General features: G+C 71.6%; 23 protein-coding genes. 13 read left to right on the top strand and 10 right to left on the bottom strand.

What is annotated here, in order from left to right:
- Positions 1-13: 13 nt before the first annotated feature.
- Positions 14-697, bottom strand: coding sequence for a TetR/AcrR family transcriptional regulator (locus tag ABZ532_RS14485; RefSeq protein ID WP_361282452.1), 684 nt, complete (start codon positions 695-697; stop codon positions 14-16).
- A gap of 57 nt (positions 698-754) precedes the next feature.
- Complete coding sequence (locus ABZ532_RS14480; RefSeq protein ID WP_361282451.1) at positions 755-2,812, bottom strand: discoidin domain-containing protein; 2,058 nt, start codon at positions 2,810-2,812, stop codon at positions 755-757.
- A 366-nt stretch (positions 2,813-3,178) separates the two neighbouring features.
- Between ABZ532_RS14480 and ABZ532_RS14475 the strand changes: the two genes are divergently transcribed.
- The gene (locus ABZ532_RS14475) at positions 3,179-5,251 is read left to right on the top strand and encodes a SpoIIE family protein phosphatase (RefSeq protein WP_361282450.1); all 2,073 of its coding nucleotides are present in this window, start codon (positions 3,179-3,181) and stop codon (positions 5,249-5,251) included.
- 39 nt (positions 5,252-5,290) lie between these two features.
- Here the strand turns inward: ABZ532_RS14475 and ABZ532_RS14470 are convergent, their stop codons facing one another.
- Together ABZ532_RS14470 and ABZ532_RS14465 are read right to left on the bottom strand one after the other, a co-directional pair.
- Entirely contained in the window at positions 5,291-6,508 is a 1,218-nt protein-coding gene (locus tag ABZ532_RS14470; RefSeq protein WP_361282449.1) for a globin domain-containing protein, read from the bottom strand.
- A gap of 79 nt (positions 6,509-6,587) precedes the next feature.
- The gene (locus ABZ532_RS14465; RefSeq protein WP_361282447.1) at positions 6,588-7,031 is read right to left on the bottom strand and encodes an Rrf2 family transcriptional regulator; all 444 of its coding nucleotides are present in this window, start codon (positions 7,029-7,031) and stop codon (positions 6,588-6,590) included.
- Between the two features lie 134 nt (positions 7,032-7,165).
- On the opposite strand from ABZ532_RS14465, the gene ABZ532_RS14460 reads away from it, so the two are divergent.
- Together ABZ532_RS14460 and ABZ532_RS14455 are read left to right on the top strand one after the other, a co-directional pair.
- Positions 7,166-7,408 (top strand): DUF6158 family protein, encoded by a 243-nt coding sequence (locus ABZ532_RS14460; RefSeq protein ID WP_361282445.1) that lies wholly within the window; start codon positions 7,166-7,168, stop codon positions 7,406-7,408.
- Between the two features lie 325 nt (positions 7,409-7,733).
- Entirely contained in the window at positions 7,734-8,375 is a 642-nt protein-coding gene (locus tag ABZ532_RS14455; protein ID WP_361282443.1) for a cyclase, read from the top strand.
- Between the two features lie 99 nt (positions 8,376-8,474).
- Here the strand turns inward: ABZ532_RS14455 and ABZ532_RS14450 are convergent, their stop codons facing one another.
- On the bottom strand, positions 8,475-8,645 hold the full coding sequence (locus tag ABZ532_RS14450) for a CsbD family protein (RefSeq protein WP_361282441.1): 171 nt from the start codon (positions 8,643-8,645) through the stop codon (positions 8,475-8,477).
- 281 nt (positions 8,646-8,926) lie between these two features.
- On the opposite strand from ABZ532_RS14450, the gene ABZ532_RS14445 reads away from it, so the two are divergent.
- Together ABZ532_RS14445 and ABZ532_RS14440 are read left to right on the top strand one after the other, a co-directional pair.
- A complete protein-coding gene (locus tag ABZ532_RS14445) occupies positions 8,927-9,670 on the top strand; it encodes a VOC family protein (protein ID WP_361282439.1) in 744 nt (247 codons plus the stop codon).
- Between the two features lie 142 nt (positions 9,671-9,812).
- Positions 9,813-11,879 carry a SpoIIE family protein phosphatase gene (locus tag ABZ532_RS14440; RefSeq protein ID WP_361282437.1) on the top strand — a complete coding sequence of 689 codons (2,067 nt, stop codon included), beginning with the start codon at positions 9,813-9,815 and terminating at the stop codon, positions 11,877-11,879.
- A gap of 207 nt (positions 11,880-12,086) precedes the next feature.
- Here ABZ532_RS14440 and ABZ532_RS14435 read toward each other — a convergent pair whose 3' ends face one another.
- Positions 12,087-13,199: a galactosyldiacylglycerol synthase gene (locus ABZ532_RS14435; RefSeq protein WP_361282435.1), complete on the bottom strand. Its 1,113-nt coding sequence runs from the start codon at positions 13,197-13,199 to the stop codon at positions 12,087-12,089.
- A gap of 200 nt (positions 13,200-13,399) precedes the next feature.
- Here ABZ532_RS14435 and ABZ532_RS14430 point away from each other — a divergent pair, with 200 nt between their 5' ends.
- The 7 genes from ABZ532_RS14430 to ABZ532_RS14400 all read left to right on the top strand — a co-directional run bounded on the left by ABZ532_RS14430 (position 13,400) and on the right by ABZ532_RS14400 (position 18,972).
- Positions 13,400-14,197, top strand: a complete 798-nt coding sequence (locus ABZ532_RS14430; protein WP_361282433.1) for an SDR family NAD(P)-dependent oxidoreductase — start codon at positions 13,400-13,402, stop codon at positions 14,195-14,197.
- A gap of 13 nt (positions 14,198-14,210) precedes the next feature.
- Positions 14,211-14,366: a hypothetical protein gene (locus tag ABZ532_RS14425; RefSeq protein WP_361282431.1), complete on the top strand. Its 156-nt coding sequence runs from the start codon at positions 14,211-14,213 to the stop codon at positions 14,364-14,366.
- Positions 14,360-15,172 (top strand): polysaccharide deacetylase family protein, encoded by an 813-nt coding sequence (locus tag ABZ532_RS14420; RefSeq protein ID WP_361282429.1) that lies wholly within the window; start codon positions 14,360-14,362, stop codon positions 15,170-15,172. The genes ABZ532_RS14425 and ABZ532_RS14420 overlap by 7 nt, the downstream gene beginning before the upstream one ends.
- Positions 15,169-15,933, top strand: coding sequence for a DUF2071 domain-containing protein (locus tag ABZ532_RS14415; RefSeq protein WP_361282427.1), 765 nt, complete (start codon positions 15,169-15,171; stop codon positions 15,931-15,933). The genes ABZ532_RS14420 and ABZ532_RS14415 overlap by 4 nt, the downstream gene beginning before the upstream one ends.
- A 161-nt stretch (positions 15,934-16,094) precedes the next feature.
- Positions 16,095-16,655, top strand: coding sequence for a hypothetical protein (locus ABZ532_RS14410; RefSeq protein ID WP_361282425.1), 561 nt, complete (start codon positions 16,095-16,097; stop codon positions 16,653-16,655).
- Positions 16,656-16,750: 95 nt separating this feature from the next.
- Complete coding sequence (locus ABZ532_RS14405) at positions 16,751-18,526, top strand: serine/threonine-protein kinase (protein ID WP_361282423.1); 1,776 nt, start codon at positions 16,751-16,753, stop codon at positions 18,524-18,526.
- A 146-nt stretch (positions 18,527-18,672) separates the two neighbouring features.
- Positions 18,673-18,972, top strand: coding sequence for a hypothetical protein (locus ABZ532_RS14400; protein ID WP_361282421.1), 300 nt, complete (start codon positions 18,673-18,675; stop codon positions 18,970-18,972).
- Here ABZ532_RS14400 and ABZ532_RS14395 read toward each other — a convergent pair.
- From ABZ532_RS14395 to ABZ532_RS14380, 4 genes are read right to left on the bottom strand one after another with little or no spacing between them, the layout of a single operon-like run.
- A complete protein-coding gene (locus ABZ532_RS14395; RefSeq protein ID WP_361282419.1) occupies positions 18,962-20,212 on the bottom strand; it encodes a type III PLP-dependent enzyme in 1,251 nt (416 codons plus the stop codon). The two genes, ABZ532_RS14400 and ABZ532_RS14395, sit on opposite strands and share 11 nt — an antisense overlap.
- Positions 20,209-22,008: an IucA/IucC family protein gene (locus tag ABZ532_RS14390; protein ID WP_361282417.1), complete on the bottom strand. Its 1,800-nt coding sequence runs from the start codon at positions 22,006-22,008 to the stop codon at positions 20,209-20,211. The genes ABZ532_RS14395 and ABZ532_RS14390 overlap by 4 nt, the downstream gene beginning before the upstream one ends.
- Positions 22,009-22,013: 5 nt before the next feature.
- Positions 22,014-23,777 carry an IucA/IucC family protein gene (locus tag ABZ532_RS14385; RefSeq protein WP_361282559.1) on the bottom strand — a complete coding sequence of 588 codons (1,764 nt, stop codon included), beginning with the start codon at positions 23,775-23,777 and terminating at the stop codon, positions 22,014-22,016.
- Positions 23,778-23,803: 26 nt separating this feature from the next.
- A complete protein-coding gene (locus tag ABZ532_RS14380; protein WP_361282415.1) occupies positions 23,804-24,997 on the bottom strand; it encodes an ATP-grasp domain-containing protein in 1,194 nt (397 codons plus the stop codon).
- A 226-nt stretch (positions 24,998-25,223) separates the two neighbouring features.
- Here ABZ532_RS14380 and ABZ532_RS14375 point away from each other — a divergent pair, with 226 nt between their 5' ends.
- Positions 25,224-26,090 carry a (2Fe-2S)-binding protein gene (locus ABZ532_RS14375; protein WP_361282413.1) on the top strand — a complete coding sequence of 289 codons (867 nt, stop codon included), beginning with the start codon at positions 25,224-25,226 and terminating at the stop codon, positions 26,088-26,090.

Raw genomic sequence — 26,090 nt, 5'->3', positions numbered from 1 at the left:
CCGTGGGGATCGCTTACCCCCGATCACGCATCGCATTCCCGGAAATTGCTCCGGTTGGCCCGGAAGCCGTCCGGTCCCGTTCCGGCTCCCCGTTCGCGAGGTGGACCACCTGGTCGGCGACCGTCTCCAGGATGTCCGCGGCGGTGCCGGCCGTGCCATCGGCCTGCTCGTCGCCGAGGACCAGGAAGTTGAGGGTCAGTCCGTCCGTCATGACGGCCAGATAGCGTGCCAGCACCGGCACCGGTACGCGGGGCTCGAACCCCATGCTCGCGCGGAGCTGCTGGATGAGTTCGGTGTATGTGGCGGAGTACATGGCGTACTGCCGCCGCGCGAGGTGCTCGAACCCCGGCTGGCGCAGGGCGTACTGCGTCAGCTCGTAGGTGAGCATGTGCTCGCCCGGGTTGGCGGACACATGGTCCCAGTAGGCCCGGAATCCGGAGAGTATGGTCTCGCGGAGGGTGGACCTGGGCCGGATGGCGTCCTTCACCACCGCCAGGTAGTGGTCGGTGATGGTCGTGATCACGGATTCGAGCAGGGCCTGCTTGGAGTCGAAGCAGTAGTGGAAGACGCTCAGGGAAACGCCTGCTTCGGCCGCTATGGAGCGGGTGGTGGTCCGGGCGACGCCGTCGCGCGTCATCGCCCGGATCGCCGCTTCTATCAGTTGTCGTCTGCGCTCGGCCGACGGCATCCGTGCCATGGGGTTCCGTTCCTTCCCGCCCGGGCTCCCGGTTCCCGGGAGCCCGGGCGGGTCCCCTCAGGCGCTGTAGATCCCCACCTCATGCAGGGAGTAGCCCCACTTGGTGCCTCGCTCCTGACCCAGGATCCGTACATAGCGGGCGGTCGTCCCCGCGAACTGCGCCGTGTCCAGACCCCCGTCCCCCGTGGCCGTGGACCAGACCGACCGCCAGTCGCTGCCGTCGCCGGACACCTCGATGCGGTAGGCCTTGCCGTACGCGCGTTCCCATTCGAGGGTGACCCGCTTGATCAGGCTCGGCGTGCCGAGGTCGATCCGGAGCCATTGGCCGTCACTCCAGTCGCTTGCCCAGCGGGTCTTCGCCTGGCCGTCCACGGCCCGGTCGGGGGCGTAGCTCGTGAACAGGTTCCACTCGGACGAACTGGCGGACGTCGACGAGCCCGCAGCGAGGTTGACCCCCGCCTTGTGGCTCTCGGACGCCCCCCAGGTGCGCAGATAGGACTCGGCGCCCTTGAACAGATCGTCCAGCACATCCTGGCCGCCGACCTGCCGGATGTCCTCCAGCCAGTCCGGGACCAGGCCGTAGTGCGAGGCACCGTCGGTGTTGATGTCCCAGGTGCGTTCGCCGGTGGTCTGCTTCTCGATGACGGATCCGCCGTCGACGCTGCGGAAGGGGTAGCGCACCGGGTTCGAGGTGTCCGCCCCGCGGGGCCCCGGCCAGCCGCCGACTCCGTTCATGTCGGTCCCGTAGCCGTAGCCGACCCCGTACTTGTCGCGCAGGTCCTTCGTGCGCCGGGCCTCCGCGACGAACCCCTCGGAGCCGTTCATGTACTGGGTGATGAATCCGCCGAGGCGGTAGACCCGTTCGGTCCACCCGGCGTCCATCCAGCCGTGGGAGGAGATCACACCCGGATACGAGCCGGATTCCGCGATGTCGAGGACCCGGCCTGCCGCCTTGACGCTCATATGGTCGATCTCGACCATCATCTTGCGCTGCATCATCCCTCGTACGGCGTACTCACCGAGATCCGTGAGGCCCCGGGTGTTGCACTGCGCGTCCGCGGCGTACGACGGCACCTTCACACCGGCCGGCAGCTGCTTCTCCGCCCCGGGTGCCGAGGCGAGGCCGATGGGGTTGTCATGCTGGGCGCCCGTGCACTTCTCCGTCTTCCAGAAGGTTCCGGTCGACAGGAACTGGCCCACGTTGATGGCGGTGCCGAGGGTGCCGGAGTCGAACCGCACACCGCACAGTGCGTTGTCGAACTTGTGGCACAGGAACATGCTGCGGACACCGAGGCTGTACAGCTCGTCCAGGCCGCGGTCGACGTCCTGCTTGCTGCACTGCGCGATGTCGAGGATCATCTTGCAGCCGAACGGCTCGGAGGTCTCGACCCCCAGCACCACGGCCAGCTTGCCCTGCTCGATGACCTCGCGGGCCTGTGCGGAGTCGGTGACGATCCTGAACCAGCCCTTGCCCGGGCCGCCGTACATGGTGTCGATGAACGACTGCATCTCGTACGTCTTCTGCGCCTGGAGCCGGATGGACGTCATCTCGTCGCAGCTGCGGTCCTTGAAGAAGTAGACCGAGCAGATCACGCCGTTGGTGACGAGGTCGTTGACGAGCACCCGCTGGCCGCCGCGCCAGGCGCGTTCGACCCAGGCGTAGTAGTTCTGCTGGTGGGTCAGCGAGTCATGGGCGGGCCAGTCCTTGAACGTGGGCCAGCCGTTGGGGTCGTGCTTGCCGTCGCCGCCCTTGGTGATGAAGTCGAAGATCGCGAGCGAGCCGTCGGGGTAGTGCTCGGGGCAGTCCTTGAGCGCGTCGGCTATGCCCTGCGTGGAGAAGGTCTCACCGCAGATGAGCCGGCCGCCGAAGGCCTCGTTGGACATCAGGTGGTCGTGGGCGTCGACGAAGCCACGCACCCGGCCCTGCGCGTCCGTCCCCTTGAAGGGTTCACCCGTGACATTGATCCGGGAGTCGGGCGCGGGCCGAGCGGTCGGATCCCACCACCCCGACTGCGCGGAGGAGGCCGGGGCCGTGCCGAAGACCATGGCCATCACGGTGAGGAGTAACGAGAGGATCGCCAGGGGGCTGCGCCGGCGCTGTGGGGGTCGCGTCATGGTCATCACCCATGCCTTTTGGTGTCAGCACGTGTCAGCACGTGTCAGCACGGTCCATGACCGGTCCCGGCCCCTGGCTCGGGGGCCGGATTGTCATGAACCATGCAAAGCGGTGACCAGAGGATCGCGACTCCCGTCAACGGAGTCAATAGTCCGGGACGGACGACCTGATGGCTCCAGCCCGACTCGACCCCGGGGTGGCGGTGAGTGGGCGGACGGTGACGTCTGGTGCAAAGAAATGTGCTGATTTAATCAAGACATACATATTTCGCAGGAAATCAGCACAATAGAGGGCGATGCGTTTCCCCGAGTGGGGGCGCGTCATCAGCGCTTCGCCGCCGGCGGGCAGCGGAAAGGAGTCGGCTGGTGCCATCGGTCCGGCCGGGGGGCGAACGGGCTCCCGGTGCGCTCCGGTCCGAGCCGGGGTCGCTGCTGGAGCATGTCTCGGTGGCCGTTCTCGGCATCGGTGAGGACGACGAGATCTGCTTCTGGGGGCCAGGCGCCCAGGACCTGTTCGGGTACGACACGCAGACGGTGCTGGCCGGGCCGGCCGGGATCCTCTTCACTGGCGAGCCCGACGGCGACGGTGACGGCCCCCAGGCCACGGCCGCACGGCTGGCCGCGCGCGGCCGCACGGGCTACTGGCGGGGACGGCTGCCGGTGCGCCACCGGGACGGGACCGAATTCAGCTGCGGATTCCGTGTCTTCCCGGTGGCCGGTTCATCGGGCCGCTCGGTCGTCCTCGGTCTGGCCAGCCCCAGCGCCGAGCTGGACCGGGTCAAGGACAACCTGGCCTTCCTCGACGCCCTCTTCGAGGCCTGTCCCATCGGCCTGGTCATGCTCGACGACGAGCTGCGCTACATCCACCTCAACCAGGCGCTCGCCGACATGGACGGCCTCTCCATCGAGGAGCACATCGGGCGCCGGGTGGACGAGGTCATGGTCACCTCGGACGGCGGTGCGTACGAGCGGACGCTCCGCACGGTCGCCAGTGAGCAGCGACCGGTCGTGGGCGCGCTGGTGGGACTGCGCACCGCCGGGTACCCGGACCGCGATCAGGTCAGATCCGTGAGCTTCTTCCCGCTCAGCGGGGCCGTCGGCACCCGCTCGGGTCTCGGTGGGCTGATGGTGGACGTGACCGACCGGGAACAGGCCATCAGGGAGGCGAGCGCCAGCCGCAGACGCCTCGGTCTCCTCGACCGCGCCGCGGCCCGCATCGGCACCACCCTGGATCTCGACGTCACCGCCCAGGAGCTGGTGGACGCCGCCGTCCCCGAATTCGCCGACGCCTCCGTGGTGGAGATCGTCGAGTGGATGGACGAGAGCCTGCCCTTCCTGCCCGAGTGGCCGCTGACCACCTGCCGGATCGCCTCCGGGACCGTGCTGCCTCCGCCCGCCACCGCGGTGGTGAGCGGACTGGACCGCATGACCTACCCGCCCGGTTCCGCCATCCACCGGATGATGTCCACCGGCCGCCCACTCTGCGTCACCATCAACGACGAGTTCATGACCCGGACCATCGTCGACGAGGAGCGCGCCCGGCTGCTGCGGCAGAGCGGTCTGGAATGCCTCCTCATCGCTCCGCTGGCCGCCCGCGGCACGGTCCAGGGCCTCACCATGTTCGGACGCTCCGCCGCCCGTCCCGCCTTCACCGACGACGATCTCAGCCTGGCCGCCGAACTGGCGTCCCGGGCCGCGATCTGCCTGGACAACGCACGCCTCTACCGCCAGGTGCAGGACATCGCGCTCACTCTCCAGCGGGCGCTGCTCCCCAGTGCCCTGGCCGTCAGCCCGCACGTCGAGGTCGCCCACCGCTATGTCCCGGGCAGCCGTATCACCGAGGTCGGCGGCGACTGGTACGACGTGATCGGTCTGCCCGGAGGGCGGGTCGCCCTGGTCGTCGGGGACGTGATGGGCCATGGGGTGCCCGCTGCCGCGGCCATGGGGCGGCTGCACATCAGCGCCAGGGCCCTGGCCAGACACAAGCAGGAACCGGACGAACTGCTCGCCGAGCTCGACATCTGCGCCCAGGACGCGGGCATCGAGCTGGCGACCTGCCTCTACATCGTGTACGACCCGGCGACCGGCCGCGCCAGGATCGCCAACGCGGGCCACCCCCCGCCGCTCGTCCTGCACCCCGACGGCACCGTCCATGCCATCGCCGAGGTACTGGGCGTGCCGCTCGGGGTCGGCGGCCACCTCTTCGCGACCACCGAGGTCGAGCTGCCGGACGACGCCGTCATCGCCCTGTACACGGACGGCCTCATCGAGACCCGCGGCCGGGACATCGAGGAGGGCATGGCCCTGGTGAGTGCCGAACTGCACGGGTCGTCGGGCGGGTTGGAGGACACGGTGGAGCGGATCCTCACCCGCCTGCTGCCGCACCCGCCGGGCGATGACACGGTGCTGGTGCTCGCCCGGGTGCGCAGGTCCCGCTGACCCTGACGCGGCCGTCGGCGACTCGCGGGTGCCGGGTCGTCATTCACGTCCGAGCCAAAGGTCGGGGCCGAACACCTCGTAGTGGACCGACCGGGCCGGCACGCCGCGCCGCAGCAGACCGCCGCGGAACGCGCGCATGAAGGGCAGTGGCCCGCACATGTAGACGGTCACCCCGTCGGGCAGGTCCAGGGCCGCGGCATCGGCCCGGCCGGGCAGGGTCCCGGGCGGAAGGCCGGTGGCGCCGGAGCCGTCCCCGGGGCTCTCGTACCAGAGCCGCAGCGTCGCCCCGGGAAGGCGGCCCACCAGTGCTTGCAGTTCGTCGCGGTGGGCGTGGTCGTCCGGGCTGCGGTCGGCGTGGACGACCGTCACCGTACGCGAGGAACCGGTACGTGCCAGCTCGTCCAGCATGGCCAGCATCGGCGTGCAGCCGATTCCGGCGGAGGCGAGGAGCAGAGGACCGTCACCCGGGGGCAGGACCAGGTCGCCGAAGGGGGCGGAGACGGTGAGCACATCACCCGGCCGTGTGTGTGCGTGCAGCCACGACGACACCTCGCCCTCCGGGGTGTGACCGTCTGCCACGCGCTTGACGGTGATCCGCCAGTGCGGCCGGCCGGGAGCCGACGAGAGGCTGTACTGGCGGATCTGCCGTGCGCCATCGGGGAGTTGGACCTGCACACTGACGTACTGGCCCGGCTGGAACGGTGCGACGGGGCCGCCGTCGGCGGGGCGCAGCGTCAGTGAGATGGCGTCGGATGCCTCTGTCCGGCGCTCGGCGACCACCATCTGCCGCCAGACCTCGCCCTCGGCCGTGGCGGCCTCACGGTAGAGACGGGCCTCGATGGCGATGAGGGCGTTGGCCATCAGCCAGTACACCTCGTCCCAGGCCTCGGCCACCTCCGGCGTGACGGTTTCCTCGCCGAGCACCTCGACTATCGCGGCGAAGAGATGGCGGTGGACGAGCTTGTACTGCTCGGAAGTGACGCCCAGCGAGGCGTGCTTGTGGGCGATCCTCAGCAGCATGGTGTCCGGCCGGTCATCGGGCCGTTCGAGCAGCATGCCGGCGAAACCGGCGATCGACCCGGCGAGCGCCTGCCGCTGCGCCCCGCTGGCCTGGTTTCCCCGGTTGAACAGATCGCGGAGCAGGGCCGGGTGCTCCTCGAAGAGCCTGCGGTAGAAGGCCTCGGTCACCTCGCCGATGGCAGCGCCGACGACCGGCAGGGTGGCGCGGATGACCGGGGCGGATCTCGCGGACAGCATGGCACTCCTAATTGGTAGATGATCTTCGCATTTGAAGGGGGATGGAAGGCGGATCGCCGGTGGCGAGGGGGGAGCGGGGTCAGGTCCGGGCGCGTCCCACCAGTGCGACCAGCACCGGCCCGGTGGGTGGGCTCACCAGGTCGGCGACGCTGAGGGGGTCGAGCGTGGCGTAGAAGGCCTCCTGGGCGTCCCGCAGTGCGTGGCGGAGCCGGCATGCTCCGCGGAGCGGGCAGGGGGGATCGCCCTCGCAGGCGACGACCTCGTCCTCGCCCTCCAGCTCACGCACCAGTCGCCCGACCGATATCTGCCGCCCCGCCTCGGTGAGTGCGAGCCCGCCGCCGCGGCCGCGTCGTGCCTCCACCACGCCGAGGTGCTGGAGTCGCGCGATGGCCTTGGCCATGTGGGTGTACGGCACGTCGACGGCGTCCGCCACCTCGCGGGTGGTGAGCGGCTCGCCGGTGTGACGCACCGCGAGGCGCATCACGGCGCGGAGCGCCAGGTCGGTGAACTTCGTGAGCCGCATGGTAGGACGGTAGCAAATGAGCATCTGATATTCCTATTAAAGGGTGATGGGGATGGTGTGAGCTCGGTCTCGCCCCTCTCGTGGGTCGCGGGGTCGGCGGGTCCGCCGTACACAGGAATCAGGAGGTGCGCGTCATGAACGAGCAGAGTCGCGGGGTGGCGCCCCGGCAGTTGGAGGAAGCCCAGCTGCTCAAGGAGCTGGAGGCGGTCCACCGCACGCGCCATGAAACCTTGCTGCATGGATCCGACGATGCCCTGGCGACCCACACGGTGCGGATGAAGGAGCTGGAGGGCGAGTATCTGCGCCGGCATCCCGACCGCGCCCCGGTGGCGGGGCGTACGCGCGCGGGCGCGCGGGCCCGCGACGACTGGAAGTGAGCTGTTCGGCCCGTGCCGGGGGCCGTGGCCGGTCATGACCGGGTGCACGGGCCGGGGTCCGGCTGCCGGGGTGAGTCGCGGGATGCCAGGGAATTGCGCCGGAGATCCTAAGAAATCGCACAGGAGCGGAGCCCTGGACTTCGGAAGCCCTGCGTGGTGACATGCATACGTCAAGCAGTGCTCGTCCCGCTCGTTGGGCTGCCCCCGGATGGACGCCTCAGCAGCCCGGTACGTTCCGCCCGTTCCGCCCGAGCGTTCCCCACGCCGTGCCCCGCCGCACGGCATCCCCGCACCTCACCTCATGACTCCATCAGGAGGATGAACGATGAGACCTGCCCCCACGCTCAAGCGCTTACCGGTGGCCCTGGCCGCCGGCGCGGCGCTCGTCGGCATCGCCGTGGCTCCCGCCTCCGCCGCCACCACGCCGTTGGCCTTCGCATGCCAGGCGACCCCGCCCATCGGCGGGGCGCAGACCTTCGAGGTCGCGAGCGGCGTCGACGCCACCGCTCCGGCTTCGGTCGCGGCCGGCAGTGCCTTCCGGGTGTCACTGGCACCCACGACCATGACCGTCCCCGGCTCCGTCAGCGGGTACACCGTCAAGAACATCAACAACATCAAACTGAGCATGCCGGTGCCCGCCAACTCCACCCTGACGGGTCAGTCCCTCTCCGGCGGCTCCGGTCTCGGCTCGGGCACGCCGAGCGTCGCCGTCAGCGGTGGCGCCGTCACCATGACCGTGCCCGGACCGATCAACGGCGGTGCCACCTTCACCCTGCCCACGGTCAACCTGGACCTGCAGGCCGGGGCGGCGGGCACCAGCATCACGACCCAGCTCGCCGGTACCAGTTACGCGAGCCCGGGTCTCACCTTCACCGCGAAGGTGCCGGTCGTCTTCGTCACCATCAATGTGCCGACGTCCTGCTACCCGGCACCGAACCCGGTGCTGAGCACCACGACCGTCAGCTGACCGAACCACCGCACGAAGCCGGTGGGGTGCCGTTCACGGCACCCCACCGGTCCCGTCGCCCGTGCCGCGACCGGGTCAGCCGCTTCGGCACGGAGCCCCTCAGTGCCTGGTCCTCTTGCGGATGTGGTCGGCCGCCTTCTCCGCCATCTCCTGCGCCCTGCCGAGCAGCTGGTCGCTGCGCCCCTCCCGCTGCAGGGAACGGTGGCCCATGGTCTTGCCGAGGGTTTCCTTGACCTTGCCCTTGATCTGTTTCGTCTTCCCCTTGTGCATGGGATCGCCGTCCTCTCGGGCTCTGAAGGGTCGGTCCGGCGGGACCCAGCCCTGTTCACCGTGCGCCAGGGCGGTGGTAGCCGCAACCGGCGGCGGTTCGTGAGCCCTCCGGGTACCCGCGGGTGGTGCGGCGGAAACGCCGTGTTTCCCGCCCGCCTCTCCGGCGCGGGAGCGAGTAGCGTGATTTGGTTGCAGTCACGCAGTGTGCGGCGAAATGGGGTTGGCAAGTCGTGTCGACGTCAAGTCATGCGGTGTTCGGCGCTCCGTGCTGGGTCAGCCTCATGGCCCGCGACCTGCATGCCGCGCAGCACTTCTACGGCGCCGTGCTCGGCTGGGAGTTCCGGCCCACCCGGCTGGGAGAGGAGTTCTCCGTCGCGTTCTCCGGCGGAGCACCGGTCGCGGGAATCGGCGCCCTCGCCCGCAGTCTCGCGGTCGCTGTCGACTGGGTCCCGTACTTCGCCGTCGACGACGCGGATGCGACCGCCGCCCGCATCAGGGAGCGCAGTGCCACCGTCGCCGTGGGCCCGCTCAGCTTCGGCACCGGCCGGGCCGCCCTCGCCGCGGACCGTGACGGTGCCGTCTTCGGCTTCTGGCAGGGCAGGGTCATCCCCGACTGGAGCGTGGGACAGGGCCGCGCCCCCGCCTGGCTGGAGCTGCGTACCCGGGACGCCTTCGAGGCGGCCATCTTCTACGCCGAGGTCTTCGAGTGGGGCTGCGAACGTCCCGGCTGCGTCCAGGTGTCCTACGAGGACGAGCACGTCGTGCTGCGCCACGGGGCGGACAAGGTCGCACGGCTCACCGGCGGCGCGGTCGAGGCGGCCCCGGACCCGCGGATCCGGCCGCGCTGGCACGTGTACTTCTACGTGCCCGACATCGGCGCCGCCATCAGCGCGGCCACCCGCCTCGGGGGCGGCGCCGTCACGGAGCCCGAAACCGACGAGGCCGGTAGCCGCGTCATGCTCCGGGACCCGGACGGCGGGATCTTCACGGTCATCACGCGCGCCCGGGATAGTCACCTTCCGTAGCGAACCACCCGACCTGTCTCGTTTGCCCATGCGAGCGCCTTGGATAAGGTGATCTAGGGAGATCCCGAGACAGCACGAGAGGACCGCCGGGGACCACGCGGCACCCACACCATGCCCGCTGCCCCCGGAGTGAGGTCGTTGCGTGGCCGCAGACGAGCGCGCGAAGAACGTGCCGGACCAGCCCCTCACGGCGGTCGGGTACGCGGGTGTGCTCCGCGATCTCCTCCCGGTCGCCCTCTGGAAGACCGACACGGAGGGCGTCCTCATCGAGTGGTCGCTCGCCGCCCGGGACCTGCTCGGCTACACCCCGGAGCAGCTGCTGGGCCGGAACGGGATCCCGATCCTGGTGCCGGAGGCGAACTGGGAGCTCGCCGAGCAGCTCAACGAGAAGGTCATCGCGGGCGACACGATCATCGGAGCGCTCCCCGTACGCCACCGCGACGGGCACATCGTGCCCATGGAGATGTGGATCTGTCCCTCCTCCGCCCCCGGAGGGGGCGTGGGCATCCTGGTCGTCGCCGTGGAGACGTCGGCCGTGCTGAGGATGCGTGACGCTCTGGCGGCGATGGAGGGCCTCTTCACCCAGTCGCCCATCGGCCTGGCCATGCTGGCGCCCGATCTGCGCTACGTACGGGTCAACGACGCGCTCGCGCGGATGAACGGCGTCCCCTCCGCCGAGCACCTCGGCAAACGGCCTTCCGATGTGGCTCCGGGCGCGGTGACCCGGGCGCTCGAGCGGGTGATGCGGCAGGCACTCGCCAAGGGTGAGCCCGTGGTCGACGTGCGCGGCACGGGCCGCACCCGCGCCGATCCCGACCATGACCGCACCTGGTCCTGCTCCTGCGCACCGCTGCTCGACACCACCGGCCAGGGACTCGGGCTGATCGCCTCCCTGATCGACATCACCGAAGGGCAGCGGGCCCAGGCCGAGGCGGAACGGGCCCGCCGGCGCTTCGCGCTGCTGGCCGAGGCGGGCACACGTGTCGGGACCACACTGGACCTGCGACAGACCGCCGAGGAAGTGGTGCGGCTGCTGGTGCCGCAGGTGTGCGACTCCGCCGACGTGCAGTTGTTCGAGGAGGTCATCGACCCCGAAGAGGCCGCCTCCTCCAGCCACGGCGTGCTCCGCAGGGTCGCCGTCACCTTCCCCGATCCCGAAGCCCCCACGGCGAAACTGGTCGTCGGCATGACCTTCCAGGTCCCCGCCGGCTCGGCGTACGAACAGGCCATCGCCGGGGGACGCCCGATGAACCTCTACGAGTCGGACCTCCCGACCCTGATGTCCTGTCCGCACGGCGACCGGCTGCGCACCTACTTCGCGGGCCGGATGTGCTGCGCGCGACTGGTCCCGCTGGTCGCACGTGGCAAGGTGCTCGGGGCGGTCGTACTCACCCGGACACGCGACCGCGAGCCGTTCGACGACCAGGACCGCGTGCTCATCGACGAACTCGTCGCCCGGGCGGCGCTCAGCATCGACAACGCCCGCATGTACACCGCCCAGCGGGCCGCGTCGCTCGCCCTGCGGCGCAGCCTCGCGCACAGTTCACTGCCCCGGGTGGCCGGCCTGGAACTCACCGGCCGCTACCTGCCCGCGAGCGACCACGCCGTGGGCGGCGACTGGTTCGACGCCATCGCCCTGCCCGACGGCAGCACCGGCCTGGTCATCGGCGATGTCATGGGCCACGGCGTCCACGCGGCGGCGGTCATGGGCCAACTGCGCACGGCGGTACGCACACTGGCCCGCCATGGCGTCCCTCCGGACCGCATCCTGTGCTCGCTGGACGCGGCCGTGGCCGAACTCGGTGAGAACGAGATGGCGACCTGTGTCTACGCCGTCCACGACCCGGCCACGGAGAGCTGCGTGATCGCCAGGGCCGGACATCCGCCGCCGGCGATCGTCGATCCCCGGGGAGCGGTCACCTTCCTCAACGGCCCGCCGGGCCTTCCGCTGGGCACCTGCGGTCCGGGCTTCCAGACCGAGCGCGTCGAGCTCCCGCCCGGGAGCCTGCTGGTGCTGTACACGGACGGCCTGATCGAGACCCGCGAACGGGACATCGACCAGGGCATGCGCGAGCTCGCCGGTGCGCTGCGACAGCTCGACCGCCCGCTGGACGAGATCAGCGACCGGATCCTCGACCAGCTGCTGACCTCCGAGGTCCAGGACGACGTGGCCGTGCTCCTCGCCCGGACCCTGCCGTACACGCCCTGAGGTTTCCCGTGGCCCCGGGGGGATCGGCGTGCGGCGACAGACGCGACCGGCCCTCCGGGGCCGGGGCGTGGGGTCTCCCCACCGAAGGTTGGGGGACCTCGTACCGGGCGTCTTCGGATGACCCGGCACCGGGTGGGTACCCCCCCCGCGAAGCCGGGGGGTGCCGCAGCCGGCGTCGTGCGCCCGCCGGGGATCACGGAACACCCCTCAGTGCCGCCCGGCACCGAACAAGGAGTCCGCGATGAGCTCCGCCGCGTCCGCCCCGAACACGGCCGATCCACGGGCCACTTGCCGGTCGCGGTCGGGGCCGGACCGGGCCAGCAGGCCGGTCGCGGCCACCAGGCCGGCCGCGCCCCGGGCACGGAGCGACAGACCCGCGGCCGCCATCCGCCGGACACCTTCGGCGCCATGGCCGGGAATGGGGCGGTAGCCGACTACCGGTAGGCCCGCCGCCAGAGCCTGCACCGCCGTCTGCCCCGCCGCGTTGTCGACCAGCACCCGGGCCGACGCCATCAGCGACGCCATGTCCGGCACCCAGCCCAGGGCGAGCGCACCCGGAAGCCCGGACGCACGCCGCAGCAGTCCGCGGTCACGGCCGCAGAGCAGCACGGGCAGCAGGCCGTGGTGCGTCAGCGAGCGGACCGTACCGGTGAGCGCCGAACCCGCACCCCACGCCCCCGCGGACACCAGAACCGGCGGACGGCCCGCGCCACGCCCCGCGAAGACCGCATCCCAGACGGAGCCGGGCGGTGCGGACCCGGCAGCAGCGTGGAACTCCGGTGCCACGACGGGACCCGAGACCGCCGCCCGCCGCCCGGTCGCTTCGCGGGCCGCCGCCGCGACCTCGCCGGTGACACAGACATAGAGGTCGTTTCCCGGGTGCAGCCAGCCGCGGTGCGCTGCGAAGTCGGTGACGTACACGGCGGCCGGTACGGAAAGGACCCCGCGGCCACGCAGCCGGCCGGTGATCTGGCCGGCCAGATGGAAGGTGGCCACCACCGCGTCCGGACGCCACCGGCCGACCAGGGCCATCAGCGCCCGCTCGGCGGTCGCAGCGAGCGGTGTGCTGCTGGGCGCGGGGCCGCGCGCGGGGGACAGGAACAGCGCGTAGATCCCCGAGTACAGCCAGGGAGCATGACGGACCATCACCCGGTAGGAGCTGCGCAGGGCGCGCCCCGTACCCGGGGGCAGCAGCGTCAGCACGTCCCTGACGAGCACGTCGGCATCCTGTGTGCGCAGCCGTCGTGCCAGCTCCCCGGCCACGGCGTCGTGACCGGCGCCCATGCTCGCGCTGAGCACCAGGAACCGCCGCCTCGCCATGACCCCTCCCGGGTGTGAAGGGAAAGTCCTCCTGTCGCGGCGCCAACGGCACCAGAGGCTGGATGCCGTGCGTGACCGATGGCGAATCGGCCCGTTCGGGTGGCTCGGTGGGTGCGCCGCCCCCGGTGGGCGGGCTGTTCGCGGTCCCAGCACGGAAGCTGGCAGAGGCCGGTGAGTCGAGGAGATCCGGAGGACCGACCATGCTCGAGACAGCGCCCGGCTTGTCCCCGCGCACCACCGGACGCTGCGCGGGGCGGCCCGTGGCGCTCATCACCGGAGCGTCATCGGGCATCGGCGAGGCGATCGCGGAACTGCTCGGTGCCGAGGCCCGGTGGCTGCTGTTGCTCAACGGCCGTGACGAGGCCCGCCTGGCCCGGGTCGCGCACCGTACCGATGGCATCGCACTGCCCGGCGACCTCTCCACCGCCGCCGGTCACGAACAACTGATCCACGAGGCGCTGGAGCGCGCGGGCCGGGTCGACGCACTGGTCGCGGGGGCGGGCATCGGCTGGTCCGGCCCCCTGGCGAGCATGCCGGCCGAGGCCGTCGACCGGCTGCTCACGGTCAACCTGGCCGCTGCCGTGCACCTGGTGCGTCTGGTGCTGCCCCAGATGCTCGACCGGGGCTCGGGACGGATCGTGCTCATCGGATCCATGGCCGGCTCTGTGGGGGTCGCCAACGAGGCGGTCTACGCGGCGACCAAGGGAGCGCTCCAGAGCTTCGCGGACAGCCTGCGATACGAGCTCACGGGCACCCGCGTCAAGGTGTGCCTGGTGTCACCGGGCGCCGTGGACACTCCGTTCTTCGCGCACAGAGGAGCCCCGTACCACCGCGAGCGGCCCCGCCCCGTGTCCGCCGAGCGCGTGGCGAGGGCCGTCCGGCGTGCCCTCGTGCGGGGCCGTGAGGAGGCCTTCGTACCGGGCTGGCTCGGGCTGCCGGCCCGGCTGCACGGGGCCGCACCCGGCGTCTTCAGGTCACTCGCCAGACGAGTCGGCTGAGCCGGGGCCGCCGATGACCGCGCTCTCGGCCGCACCGGCGCCGCTGGCCGTGCCGGGGAACACCGTGCCGGGGAACACCGAGCCGGGGAACCCGGCCGCAGCCGTGCTCCGGCGCCGGGCCGCGCTCCGGGAGCGCGACAGATCCCATGAGACGGAGGCGTCATGGTGAGACCGGTACACCTGCCGCGGCCCCCGGTCCGCTCCGCGGCCGCCCTCGCCGCGCTGGCCGTGGCGGGATGGCATATCGGTCCGGCCGCGACCTGGCTCCCACAGGTCCGCGCCGCGCTCGGAACACGACCCGGCTTCGCACCCGGGGCCCGGCCCGGAGTCGGGCTCGACGGCCGCGGACACGCCGGCCGGGTGGCCCTGACCTTCGACGACGGACCTGACCCCGCGACCACCCCGCACTTCCTGCTCGCCCTCGAGCAGCTCTCGGTGCGCGCCACCTTCTTCGTCCTGGGCGAGCGGCTGGCGCGGTATCCCGGCCTCGGGCTGCGGATCGTCGCCGAAGGACATGAACTCGCGGTCCACGGCTGGCGGCACGACAAACCCTGGACGCCCCGCCCCGGTCGCGACGCCCGGGATGTGCTGCGCGCCGCCACACTGGTCCACCGCGTCTCGGGCACCTACCCCCGGTGGTACCGGCCGCCCTACGGGATCCTCACCGGTGGGCGGCTCGCCGCCGCCCGGCGGGCCGGTCTCTCGACGGTTCTCTGGTCCGGCTGGGGGCGCGACTGGACGGCGCGGGCCACCCCCGGCAGTGTGTTCGCCGAAGCCACCCGGGGGTTGCGGGGCGGAGCGACCCTGCTGCTGCACGACACCGACGCCTGCGGCGCCCCGGGCTGCTGGCGAGCGGCGCTGGGCGCACTCCCCGCCCTCGTCGCGGTGTGCCGGGCGCGCGGTCTGGCGGTCGGCCGGCTCGCGGACCACGGGCGGCCAGCGCCGGGCGGGGACGCTGGCACACTGGCCCGGTGACGCTCACCCCCCGCGCCCCGGAGGCCATCACCCCGGACCCGCCCGGCGACACCGCCCGGCCGCTGCTCACCCAGTCATGGCTCGACCTCGCCTTCCTCCACTGGGCGGCCGAACCGGACGAGGTGGCGAGGCTGCTGCCCGCGGGGACCGTGCCCGACACCCTGAACGGCATCACCTACGTCGGGCTCGTCGCCTTCCGCATGCATCGCGTGGGGTGGTTCCGGCTCCCCGGCATCCCCTATCTCGGGACCTTCCCGGAGACCAACGTCCGCCTCTACTCGGTCGACGAACACGGCCGCAGGGGCGTGGTCTTCCGTTCACTCGACGCCTCCCGGCTGATCCCGGTGGCGGTGGCCCGCGCAGCGTTCCGGCTGCCGTACCTGTGGTCCCGGATGTCCATCGAGCGCGACGGCGACACCCTCACATACACCAGTGCGCGGCGTTGGCCCGGCCCACGCGGGGCGCGTAGCCGGATCGAGATACGGGTCGGGGAACGCGTCGACGAGCCGAACGAGCTGGAGCACTTCCTCACCGCACGCTGGGGCATGCACAACGCCTTCTTCGACCGTCCGGTGTACCTGCCGAACACCCACCCCCGCTGGCCACTGCACCGCGCCGAACTGCTCGCCTGTGACGAGGAGCTGATACGGGCGGCGGGCCTGACGGCGCCGACCGGCGCACCGGCGAGCGTGCTGTACTCCCCGGGAGTGCCGGTCCGCTTCGGCCGCCCGGCACGGCCCGCTGGAATCCCCACTCCTTGAGGCCCGCCCGCGGTGGGGCGTCCGCCCCTGCCGCATCCGCTCGGCTACGGTGAGTCACCGAAGGTGTGCGTCGGCACGGCGGTGCCCGCCGCGGAAGGGTGCACGAGTATGACCCCGATCCTTGCCGGTGCCCGAGCCGGTCTGTCCGATCTCGCGCCGTCATGACGGAGCCCGAGCCGACGTCCGGGCCCGATCCCGCATCCGCCCCGACGGGCAGTACCGCGGCCACGGCCGCCCGGGCCGGTGACACCGCCGCCGCACGGCTCAAGGAGCGGATCTACGCCACCCTCACCCTGACCGCCGTCGTGGTGGCGCTCGCCGAGACGGCGGTGCCCGACCACCTCGAGGCCGCGCTCACCGTGGCCGTGACGGCGCTCGGGGTCTGGCTGGCCACCGTGGTCGCCGACGAACAGTCGCACCGCGCGGTGACAAAGCGCGGCGCGAGCCGGCTCGAACTGCGCACCACGCTCTACGTGTCCGCACCTCTGCTGCTCACCGCGGTCGGCCCGCTGGTGCTGATCGGGGCCTCCGCGCTCGGTGTACTGGGCCTGGTGCCCGCCCTGCTGATCAGTGCCTGTGTGGAGGTAGGCACCCTGTTCTTCTGGGGCTGGCGCACCGGTCTGAGGATGGGCAACGGGCCGTTGAACGCGATGGTCTCCGGACTCATCGACATGGGGATCGGTGTGGCGGTCATCGCCGTGAAGCTCCTCGCGGGCCACTGAACCGTTCCGGTCGCGGTGACGACCACGGGCGCGACTCCCGCCCGGGCCGGGTCCGCTGTGCGAGTGCCGGCGACTTCCTCGTAAGCTGACCTGCCATGGACAACAGGGGGAGTGGCAGACGGCTCGTCGACGGCCGGTTCGAGCTGCTCGGCAGGCTGGGCAGCGGCGGCATGGGCAATGTGTGGCGGGCCCGCGACGTCGTGCTGCACCGCGAAGTCGCACTGAAGGAAGTACGCCCTCCGGACGCCGCGCTCCATGACACGGATCCCGCGCGGGCGCGCATGCTCAGCGAGCGTGTGCTGCGTGAGGCCCAGGCGCTCGCCCGGCTCACCCATCCGCATGTGGTCACGATCTACCACATCGTCGACAACCCGGAGGGTGGCACGGCCGGTTCCGACCACGCCTACCCGTGGATCGTGATGGAGCTGGTCCGCGGCGAGTCGCTGCACGAACGCCTTGCCCGGGGCCCGTTGACCTTCCCCGAGGCGCTGCGGGTCGGGCAGGGTGTGCTGTCCGCCCTGCGGGCCGCCCATGCCGAAGGCATCCAGCACCGGGACGTGAAACCCGCGAACGTGCTGCTGCGTCCCGACGGCAGTCCCGTGCTGACGGACTTCGGCATCGCCGCCCTGCACGCGTCGACCAGCCTGACGGCCACCGGAGACCTCATCGGATCCCCCGAGTACATCGCCCCCGAGCGCATCCGCGGCGAGGAGGGCAATCCCGCGTCCGACCTGTGGTCGCTCGGCATGCTGCTCTACGTCGCGCTCGAGGGCGGCCACCCGCTGCGCCGCGAAAGCAGCCTCTCCACGCTTGCCGCCGTCCTTGACGAGCCGATTCCCGCGCCGGTGCGCTCCGGGCCCTTCGCTCCCGTGCTGAACGCCCTTCTGGTACGGGACACCACGGCCCGTCCGGACGCGGAGGCGCTGGAACGGATGCTCGCCGAGGCCGGACGTGACTCCCAGAACGCCACGGCCGCGCCGCACCCGATGGCGACGACGTCGTATCCGCTGCCGGCGCCCTCGGCCACTCCGTCCCCGGTGGCGCCTGCCGTGGCGCCGCCCTACGGCCCCCCGCCCGCGAATCCCTACGCGACGTCGCCCGCCCACACCCCGGCAGCCGGGAACCCGTACCTGACGCCGTCCCTTGGCACCACAGCGATGGATCCGTTCGGCCCTCCGCCCGCCGTCGGACGCCCGGGCAGGCGCTGGAAGGCACCGGTGGCGGCACTCGGCGCCGCCGCGGCCGTGACCGTCGTGTCGATGATCGCGCTCAAGATCGCGCCGTTCGACGACGACGGCAGGGCCCAGGGCCGCTCCCAGCAGCCCGGTGCCTCCTCGTCCGCGGCCACGGACACCGGCGACAGCACCGCGGGCAGCAGCGGCGACAAGGCATCCGAGGTGGCGCTGCCGCCGTCCAAGGAGACCAAGAACCTGCTCACCCCGGACGCGGTGCGCACCGTGATCAAGGCGCTGAAGGCCAAGACCCACACCACCAGGTTCATCGAGCTCACCGTGTACGAGGAGTACGCGATCGCCGAGATCCCCGTCGCCGGCAGCAAGAAGAAGTACGACAGATACGAATACCGCAACGGCTATGCGACGAAGCAGGGCCCGGGCGGCACGATCGGCTTCGGGGACACCGGGCCCGTCGACGTCAGCAAGGTCAAGTGGGACCGGCTCCCGGCGCTGCTCCAGAAGGCCGACAAGGAACTTGGCATCGAGAAGCCGACGATGCGCTACGTCATCGTCCGCGGTCCCGTCTTCGAAAGCGTGTCGACGGTCAACATCTATCTGTCGGACGAGTACTACGCGTCCGGCTACCTCGCTGCCGACTTCGACGGAGCCGTGGTGCGGACCGTCAAGGCCGACTGAGCCGTCCGGGACACGGCCCGGCGGGCGGGGCCGTCGCGCGGTACAGCCGCGCGACGGCGTGAATTGCGGCCTGCGGTCCGCCGGGGCACCCTGGTCCAGGGACCGTCGGCTGCCCGGTCGCCGGTCGTCGAGGAAAGGGTGCCGCGATGTTCGCGAGACTGAGCACCTATCAAGGATCACCCGTTCCCGAGGACGGAGACCTGTCGGCGACATCGGAAGCCGTCGTCAAGCAGGTCCAGGACGCGCACGGGTTCGTGGGCGTCTACTACCTCGTCGACCGGTCGTCGGGGAAGGCGGTGTCGCTGACCCTGTGGGAGGACGAACAGGCGATGCACGACAGCGAGCAGAGGGCCGCCCGGATCCGCGAGGAGACCGCGCGCAGGGAAGGCCAGCGCGTCCTCTCCGTCGAACGCTACGAGGTGGGGTTCAGCCACTTCAACCGCTGACCGAGCCCCCGGCGTCCTCGGCACCGTCAGCCCGCGCGCCGTCCAGGAAGTGGAATCCGGGCCGGGGATGCATCAGGAAGTCGTGGTGGGAGATGTTCCAGGCGTACGCACCCGCGAGCGCGAACACCACGCGGTCCCCGGCGCGCAGACCGGAATCCGGTACCAGTACACGCCGTGCCAGCACGTCCTTGGGCGTGCAGAGCTGACCGGCCACGGTGATCCGGTCCAGCCGCGCGGCGGCCCGTGGCCAGGGATGGGGCCAGTCGCTCACCGGCAGCACCGCGCAGGGCTGGTCGTGGCCCTTCGTCGCCGGGGTGCGCAGATGGTGGGTGCCCCCGCGCACCACCGCGAACTCCTCACCATGGCTGCTCTTCACGTCCAGCACCTCGGTGGCGTACCAGCCGCAGTAGGCGGTCAGGGCACGGCCGGGCTCGACCCGCAACCGCAGACCGGGGTGCGCGGCGCTGAGCCGGGCCAGCCCCGCACCATACGCCGGCCAGTCGAACCGTGCCTGTGGATGGTCGTAGTCCACCGCCATCCCACCGCCGACATTCACCTCGCGCAGGACGATGTCATGACGTCCGGCGAGGCCTACCGCCCAGGTGACGACGGACTCGGCGACGGCGAGCTGCGCCGTTGCGCCGAGACCGCTGGCGAGATGGGCGTGTATCCCCCACAGCTCCAGGTGCGGATACTCGCCTCCGGAGAGCGCACGGACCAGCTCGTCCGCCTCGGACGGGTCGATGCCGAAGGGGGTCGGCCGACCGCCCATGGAGAGCGCGCTTCCCCGCAACGACTCCTCGGCCAGGGGCAGGTTGAAGCGCAGCAGTACGCCCACCCGCCGCCCGGGTACCGCCGTCCTCTCGGCGAGGTGGGCCAGCATCCGCAGTTCCCGGGCGCTTTCGACATGGAAGCGCGCCACGCCGGCCGCCAGTGCCTCCGTGAGTTCCTCAGGGGTCTTCCCGGGCCCGCCGAAGGCGAGCGGCAGGTCGGGAACGGCCATGGCGACATGGGCCAGTTCACCGCCCGAGGCGACCTCGATACCGTCCAGGTACGGGGTGAGCGCGCTGAGTATCTCCGGTTCGGGGTTGGCCTTGGCGGCGTAGTACAGCTCGACGCGGTCCGGCAGCGCGGCCCTGACGGCAGCCGCGTGCTCCCGCAGTGCCGCCAGGTCGTAGAGATAGGAGGGGAGTTCGCCGGACGTCAGCGACAGTGCCCGCTCGTACACCGCAGGGGTCAACGGGTGCTCCAGATGTCGTCGGCGGCGATCGCTCCGGACAGCACGTCCTCAGCGAATGGGGAGGGCAGGCGGACGTAGCCTGCCTCACGGTCCGCTCTGCGGGCCCAGCGGGTCAGCAGGTTTGCCTTGGCGGGCAGCGGTCCGCCCGCGAGGAGCGCGGCCAGCCGGGGCGGGCAGCCATGGCGGTCGGCGTAGCCGCGCAGGGTCCGCTGCACCTGGAGCCACAGCGCGACCTCCGCACCGGGGTGCAGATCGGCGATGGCGGCAAGCAGCTCCGCGATGTGGTTCACCATCAGGCAGTAGACCACCCGGTCCCAGCCGCGGTCGGCGTCATAGGTCAGCGGACCCGCGACCGCCGGATCCAGGGAGGCGAGCGACCGCGCGTGATGCTCGGGCAGCAGCTTGGTGCCCTCCAGATCACGGAACAGCATCTGTGCGGGTCTGCCGTCCCGGTCGACACCGACGACGACGTTCTGCAGATGGGGTTCGAGCACCACACCGTGGTCGAAGTACGCGGCCAGCACGGGTGGGACGAGCAGTCCCAGATAGGCGCGCCACCAGGACAGGGCCGCAGTGGGACCCGCGTCGGCGAGCAGCCGGGAGACATGCCCGGGTCCGGTCGGGTACTCGTCGGCGACCGCGGCCGCCAGCAGCGGGATGACCCCGGGGCGCAGCCGGCGGTCGAGCCCTTCCCGCACGATCACGCCGAAGCCCTCCAGCAGGGCGAGCACGGGTCTGCCGCCCGCGCCGGGGAGGGCGAGACTGCGGTAGCCGGGCTCGCGCAGCAGCCCGCTGTCCGGGAAACGCGCGGCCAGGTCGTCGAGGGCGGGACCGAGCAGCCGGGTGAGGGCGACCGCCCCCGCGAGCTCGTAGCGGGCGTTCTTGCGCAGGCAGTTGGTGATTCGGATGTTCAGGCTGAACTTCAGGAACGCCTGTCCGTCATAGACGGTTCGGACGGAGGCCGTGGCTGTGAACGGGGTGCGCCCCGGCCCGAGGTCGAGGACATCGCCGCGCTCCAGGGCCGCGCGCAGGGCCGGATGGTCCCGCAGCAGGGCGTACTGCCAGGGGTGTGCGGGGAGCAGCCGGTAGCCGTCGGGCGCCGTCCCGAGCCGGTCCAGCCCGCCCAGCGTGTCGCCGGCGACGGCGTCCTCGACGAGCAGCTCCTCACGCACGGCGAGCAGGCGCAGCGGGAAGGATGCGGCCGCCTCCGGAGCGTACGCCGCCCACACGGTGGGATCGCCTCCCCGGGCCTTGGGCGTCGGGTGGAAGCGGTGGCCCAGCGCCAGTGACTGCTCGGAGGCGAGATAGGCGGCGAGCGGCTGAGCGCTCGTGAGCGGACGCCTGGCCGCGACGGCGGCCAGGGCTGCGGACACCCCCTGGTGGCTCGACACGACCTGGGCGAGGAACTCGTCGTTGTCGCTGCCCGTGCGCAGCGACAGCTCCGCGTGGATGTGTTCGGCGAGCCGGGGCCAGTCGGTTCGGGTCCAGCCATCGTCGCCGCGTCCCTCGTCCCGCTCGGTGACCGGTCCGGTGAAGCGGTGAGCCCCCAGCAACGACGTGCGACGCAGTGCGACCCGCAGCAGCACTCCGCGGCGCGGCAGCCGTACCAGCAGCCTGCCGTCGATGACGGCGGTCTGGTGCTCGGGCCCGGACACTTCGCGCAGCAGGCAGTTGAGCAGAGTGTGGGCCACGGCCTCATCGGCGGTGGGCAGCCCGGCCGGTCCGCGGCGGTGCCCAGGGTGGTGCGGGGCATGGCCGGACGCAGGGATGTGGGCGGAGGAGCGCGCGGGCGTCATCGGGGTCACACTCCCCGTAGCAGGTAGTTGGGGCCTGTCGTGTAGTGCTTGTTGATGTCGGAAGCTCCCGATCGTTGCTTGGTGAGCAGAGTGCCCGCGGTGACCATCGCCTTGACGGGCAACATCGCGGCGTCCAGGACATGTTCGCGCAGTACGGCGCCGGCCTCACCCGGCCGGGTGCCGAGCCGTTCCGCCGCCTCGGCGAGCCGGGTGCGTATGAGCCCCAGCAGTGTGTCAAGCGGGGCACGGCCGAGCCGGGCGAGCTCGAAGGCGTAGGCAGCCGCGCACAGATGGACGGTGATGGTGGTGAACAGCTCGACCACCGGAAGGTCGCTGTCGCAGACGATCCTGGCATCGTCGAACGCCGACGGGTCCGGAGCCTGTTCCCCGAGCACCCTGCTGAGGCGCACAAGATTGATGCGCGGTCCGTCGTTGTCCTTGAACAGCAGCCTGATCCGTGGGCGTCCGGCCCGCTCGTCCAGGGCCAGCGACACGTTCTGCTGATGGGACTCCAGGGCGATCCCGTAGCCGAGGAGCGTGGTCGCCCAGTCGATGACCAGTGACAGCGCGGCGTCCAGCAGCGCGAGCGGGGCACCGCCGTAGAAGCGCCCGGCGAGATGGTCGAGCACCGGTCGGCCGCCGGGCGCCGGGCTCAGCAGCGCGGCCAGCGGTACGACGACCGCGCCGTCGAGACCGGTCGGCCAGCGGCGGACCAGCACGGCGAGGAGCTCATGGCCCGCATGGGCGAAGCTGCCCTCGTCGGCATGCAGCACGCTGCCCTGGAAGCGCGGCTCACGGGCGATGACCGACTGGAGCAGACGCTGGACCGCGGCGCCGTCGGTGAGGGTGCCCGGCTTGATGGTCCGCCGGTTGAGCCTGCCCAGGGACGAGGTCGCCAGCGGGAGCTTGAGATGCACCCCGGGCTCGCCGGCGAGTGCCACGGTGCGCATGGACAGGGTGGGCACCACGTCCAGGTGCGGCTGCCGGGCGAGTACGGCGCGCCCGTCGAGGCCGGCCGCGCGCAGCACGTCCCTGAGGGGGCCCTCGGCCGTCAGCGGATGGACCGGGATCGCGAGATGCCCGGTGTCCGCGAGCCCGGTCAGGCCGAGCGACGAGGGTGTGGGGAAGGGCAGCCGCCCCCGGACGGTGACCAGATCACGGGGCAGGGCGAGCCAGCGCAGGGCGAACCTGGGGTGGAACTCGGGGGCGTACGACATGAGCGCCCCGGTACGCAGCCCGGACCTGCCGCGGCCGGTCGGGTAGACGGGGTGGTCACGCCGGGCGGCGAGGGTGTCATGGGCGAGAGTGCCGTCGAGCCCCGTCCAGCGCGCCGGGTCGGCGCCATGGCGCGCCACCAGCGTCTCGAACACCTGATCCTGCGAACGGGATTGCAGACGTACCGTGATGAGTGTCTGGCGGCACTCGTCGGCGAAGAGGTCGAAACCGGGGCGGTCCTCATCGGCCGCGAGAGCCCGCAACGCGGCCAGGATGTCATCGCAGGTCGACAGGACCGTCCCGGTGGACTCCCGGCTCAGCGCCGGTTGCCGTGCCGCCCAGTCGCACTGGAACCCGTCGCCCTCCACCGGCAGCAGCAGCGCGTCAGGACCGGGGGTCTCAAGACGCAGCCAGGTGCCGTCCGGTCGGTCGACCACCGTGCTGCGACTGCGCAGGCCCAGCACGTCCTCGCGCAGCAGGGCGCTCAGGACGCGCAGGACCAGTTCGTCCTCGATGTGCTGCTCTGCGCGCTGTTCCGTGTGCCGCTGCGTCAGGGCCGGGTCGCCGGACGCCCGGATGGTCACGGCGTGATCTCCCAGTGCTGTGCGGACAGGAACGCGGTCACGGCACGGTCCACCCGCTCCCGGTCGGCTCCGGTGGCCCGGACGACTCCCAGGAAGTCGCGGTTGGTGCCATGGAGTTCATGCCGCTCCCCGACCTCCCGGAGCGGCCGGTACGTCAGCCTGACGCCGCCGTCGCGCACGTCCGCGGCGGCGGGAGCCGCCACCAGCGTGCCCGCACGGTCCGCACACGGGTAGTCGAGCCGGGCGGCGCCGTCCGTCCGCACCCCCAGGTCATCGGGCAGCGGCTCACCGAGATGCGTCCGCAGGATGTGCTCGAAGAGCGGGATGTCCAGCAGCTCGGCGAGGAGCAGATCGCACTGGTCGCCGACGGCGCGGTAGTTGACCTCCACGATGCGCGCCCGACCCTCGTGCACCACGAACTCCGTGTGGCAGGCACCGAAGCCGACACCGAGCGCGTCGAGCTGGGCGAGCACCTGGTCGCGTATCGGCCGCGGGTGCTCGGGGACGTACGTCATCCGCTCCTCGATGAAGTACGGCGGCTTGGACACCTGGGTGTGGAACCCGCCCAGCACATGACGGACCCGACCGTCGCCCAGCGTCTCCAGGGTGTACAGCTCGCCCGGCAGGAATTCCTCGACGACCAGCGCGGCACCCGGACGCCGGGCCTGGATCTCCCGGCAGCGCCGCACCAGCTCAGCCCGGTCCCCGACGAGTACGACGTCTTCACTGGCGACACCCTCGCGGGGCTTCATCACACACGGGTACGGCAGTCCGGGCGCGGCGAACGCCACCTCCGGGTCCTGCCCCGCGGACAGCTCGGCCGAGCGGACGGTGTCCACAGCCCGGGCGTCGAGATGGCGCCGCATCTCGGCCTTGTCCTTGGTGCGCAGTGCGGCCCGCCAGTCCTTGCCGGGCAGGCCGAAGTAGTCCGCTGCCAGGGCCGCCTGCGTCTGGAGATGGTCGCTGTTGGTGAAGACCGCGCCCGGTGGCCCCTGTGCGGAGATCCGGCTGATCACCGCACGGAAGTCCCGTACCTCGCAGTCCAGCACCTCGAGGTCCGGGTGGCGTGCGCGGTGCGCCGCGGGCTGGTCGGTGAGCACGGTGGCATCGATGCCGAGCCGGTCGACGGCCGGGAGGAAACCCTCGGTGACCGAGTCGGTCGGGTTCAGCGCCAGCAGGTACACGCGCATGAGGGACCACTTCCGTGCGAGAAGATGCGTGGTCCCGGTCAGGACCGGGACATGAGCCGAGAGCCTAAGTTAGGTACACCTAACTCTGTCAATTCGCCGCGACACGGGTCCCGTTGGCGCGAAGGGATCTTCGTATGGTTAAGGTGAGCCTTGCCTTATCTCGCGGTGTGTCCGTGCGCGCAGCTGCGCCGTCTGTCCTATGTGTCCGTCCTCCTGAGGAGCCTCCGTGACCCTGGCCCCGGCACACCCGTCGCCCGGATCCGCCGTGAGCTGCTCCGCGCTGCTGGCATCCCGCTACCGGGAACTCGGCGCGCTCTGCCCCGCATGGCAGGCAGAGGTCCTGCCGCCCGGCCCGCCGGCCCGTCAGGGATGGGCCGACGGCATGGAGCTGGCCACGCGTCAGGGGTGTCTCGACACCTACCTCGAATCCGAGGCCCTGGGCATCCGGCGGCAGCACGACCACACCGCGCGCGGCGATGTGGTCGCGTCCCGCGCGCTGCACGGCTACCTGTGGTCCGTCTCGCTGCTCATGAGCGGTCCGTGGTACCTCGACCGCCGGGTGCCCCGGCTCCGACCGGCCGATGTGCGGATCAGCCTGACCACCGGGGACCTCGCCGTCGTACCCGGGGCATTCGCCTGTCTGCCCGAGGATCCCGCTGCGGGGCTGCCCGGAGTGCGCGTGCTGCCGCACGAGGAGGCCCTGCGGGGAGAACTGCGCGCGTCGGTCGTCGACCTCGTGCGGCCCCTGCTGGCGGCGATGGGTCCCCTGCTGCGCAGGGGACCGCGTGCGTTGTGGGGGATGGTCGGCGATGATCTCGTCTCCGGGATCTGGTACCTCGGCAGGGTGCTCGGGCAGGAGGGGCACGCGGTGCGCGCCGCGGGCGAACTGCTGCCCGGACCCCTGCCGCCGTTCCCCGGCGGCGCGGACTTCCGCCGCCTCGCCGGGCGCGACGGCATGTCGTATCCGACCCGCACCCGGCTGGGCTGCTGCCTGTACTACACGATCCGCCCGGCCGAGGCGTGCGGCACCTGTCCGCGCGTCTGCGACGCCGAACGGCTCCGCAGACTCGAGCCGTCGCCCGCCACGGACTGA

Origin of the sequence: Streptomyces sp. NPDC019396 (assembly GCF_040632375.1) — a bacterium.
Taxonomy (GTDB): Bacteria; Actinomycetota; Actinomycetes; order Streptomycetales; family Streptomycetaceae; genus Streptomyces.
Note: the sequence above shows the minus strand (reverse complement) of the source record. Positions and strands in the feature narration are given on the sequence as shown.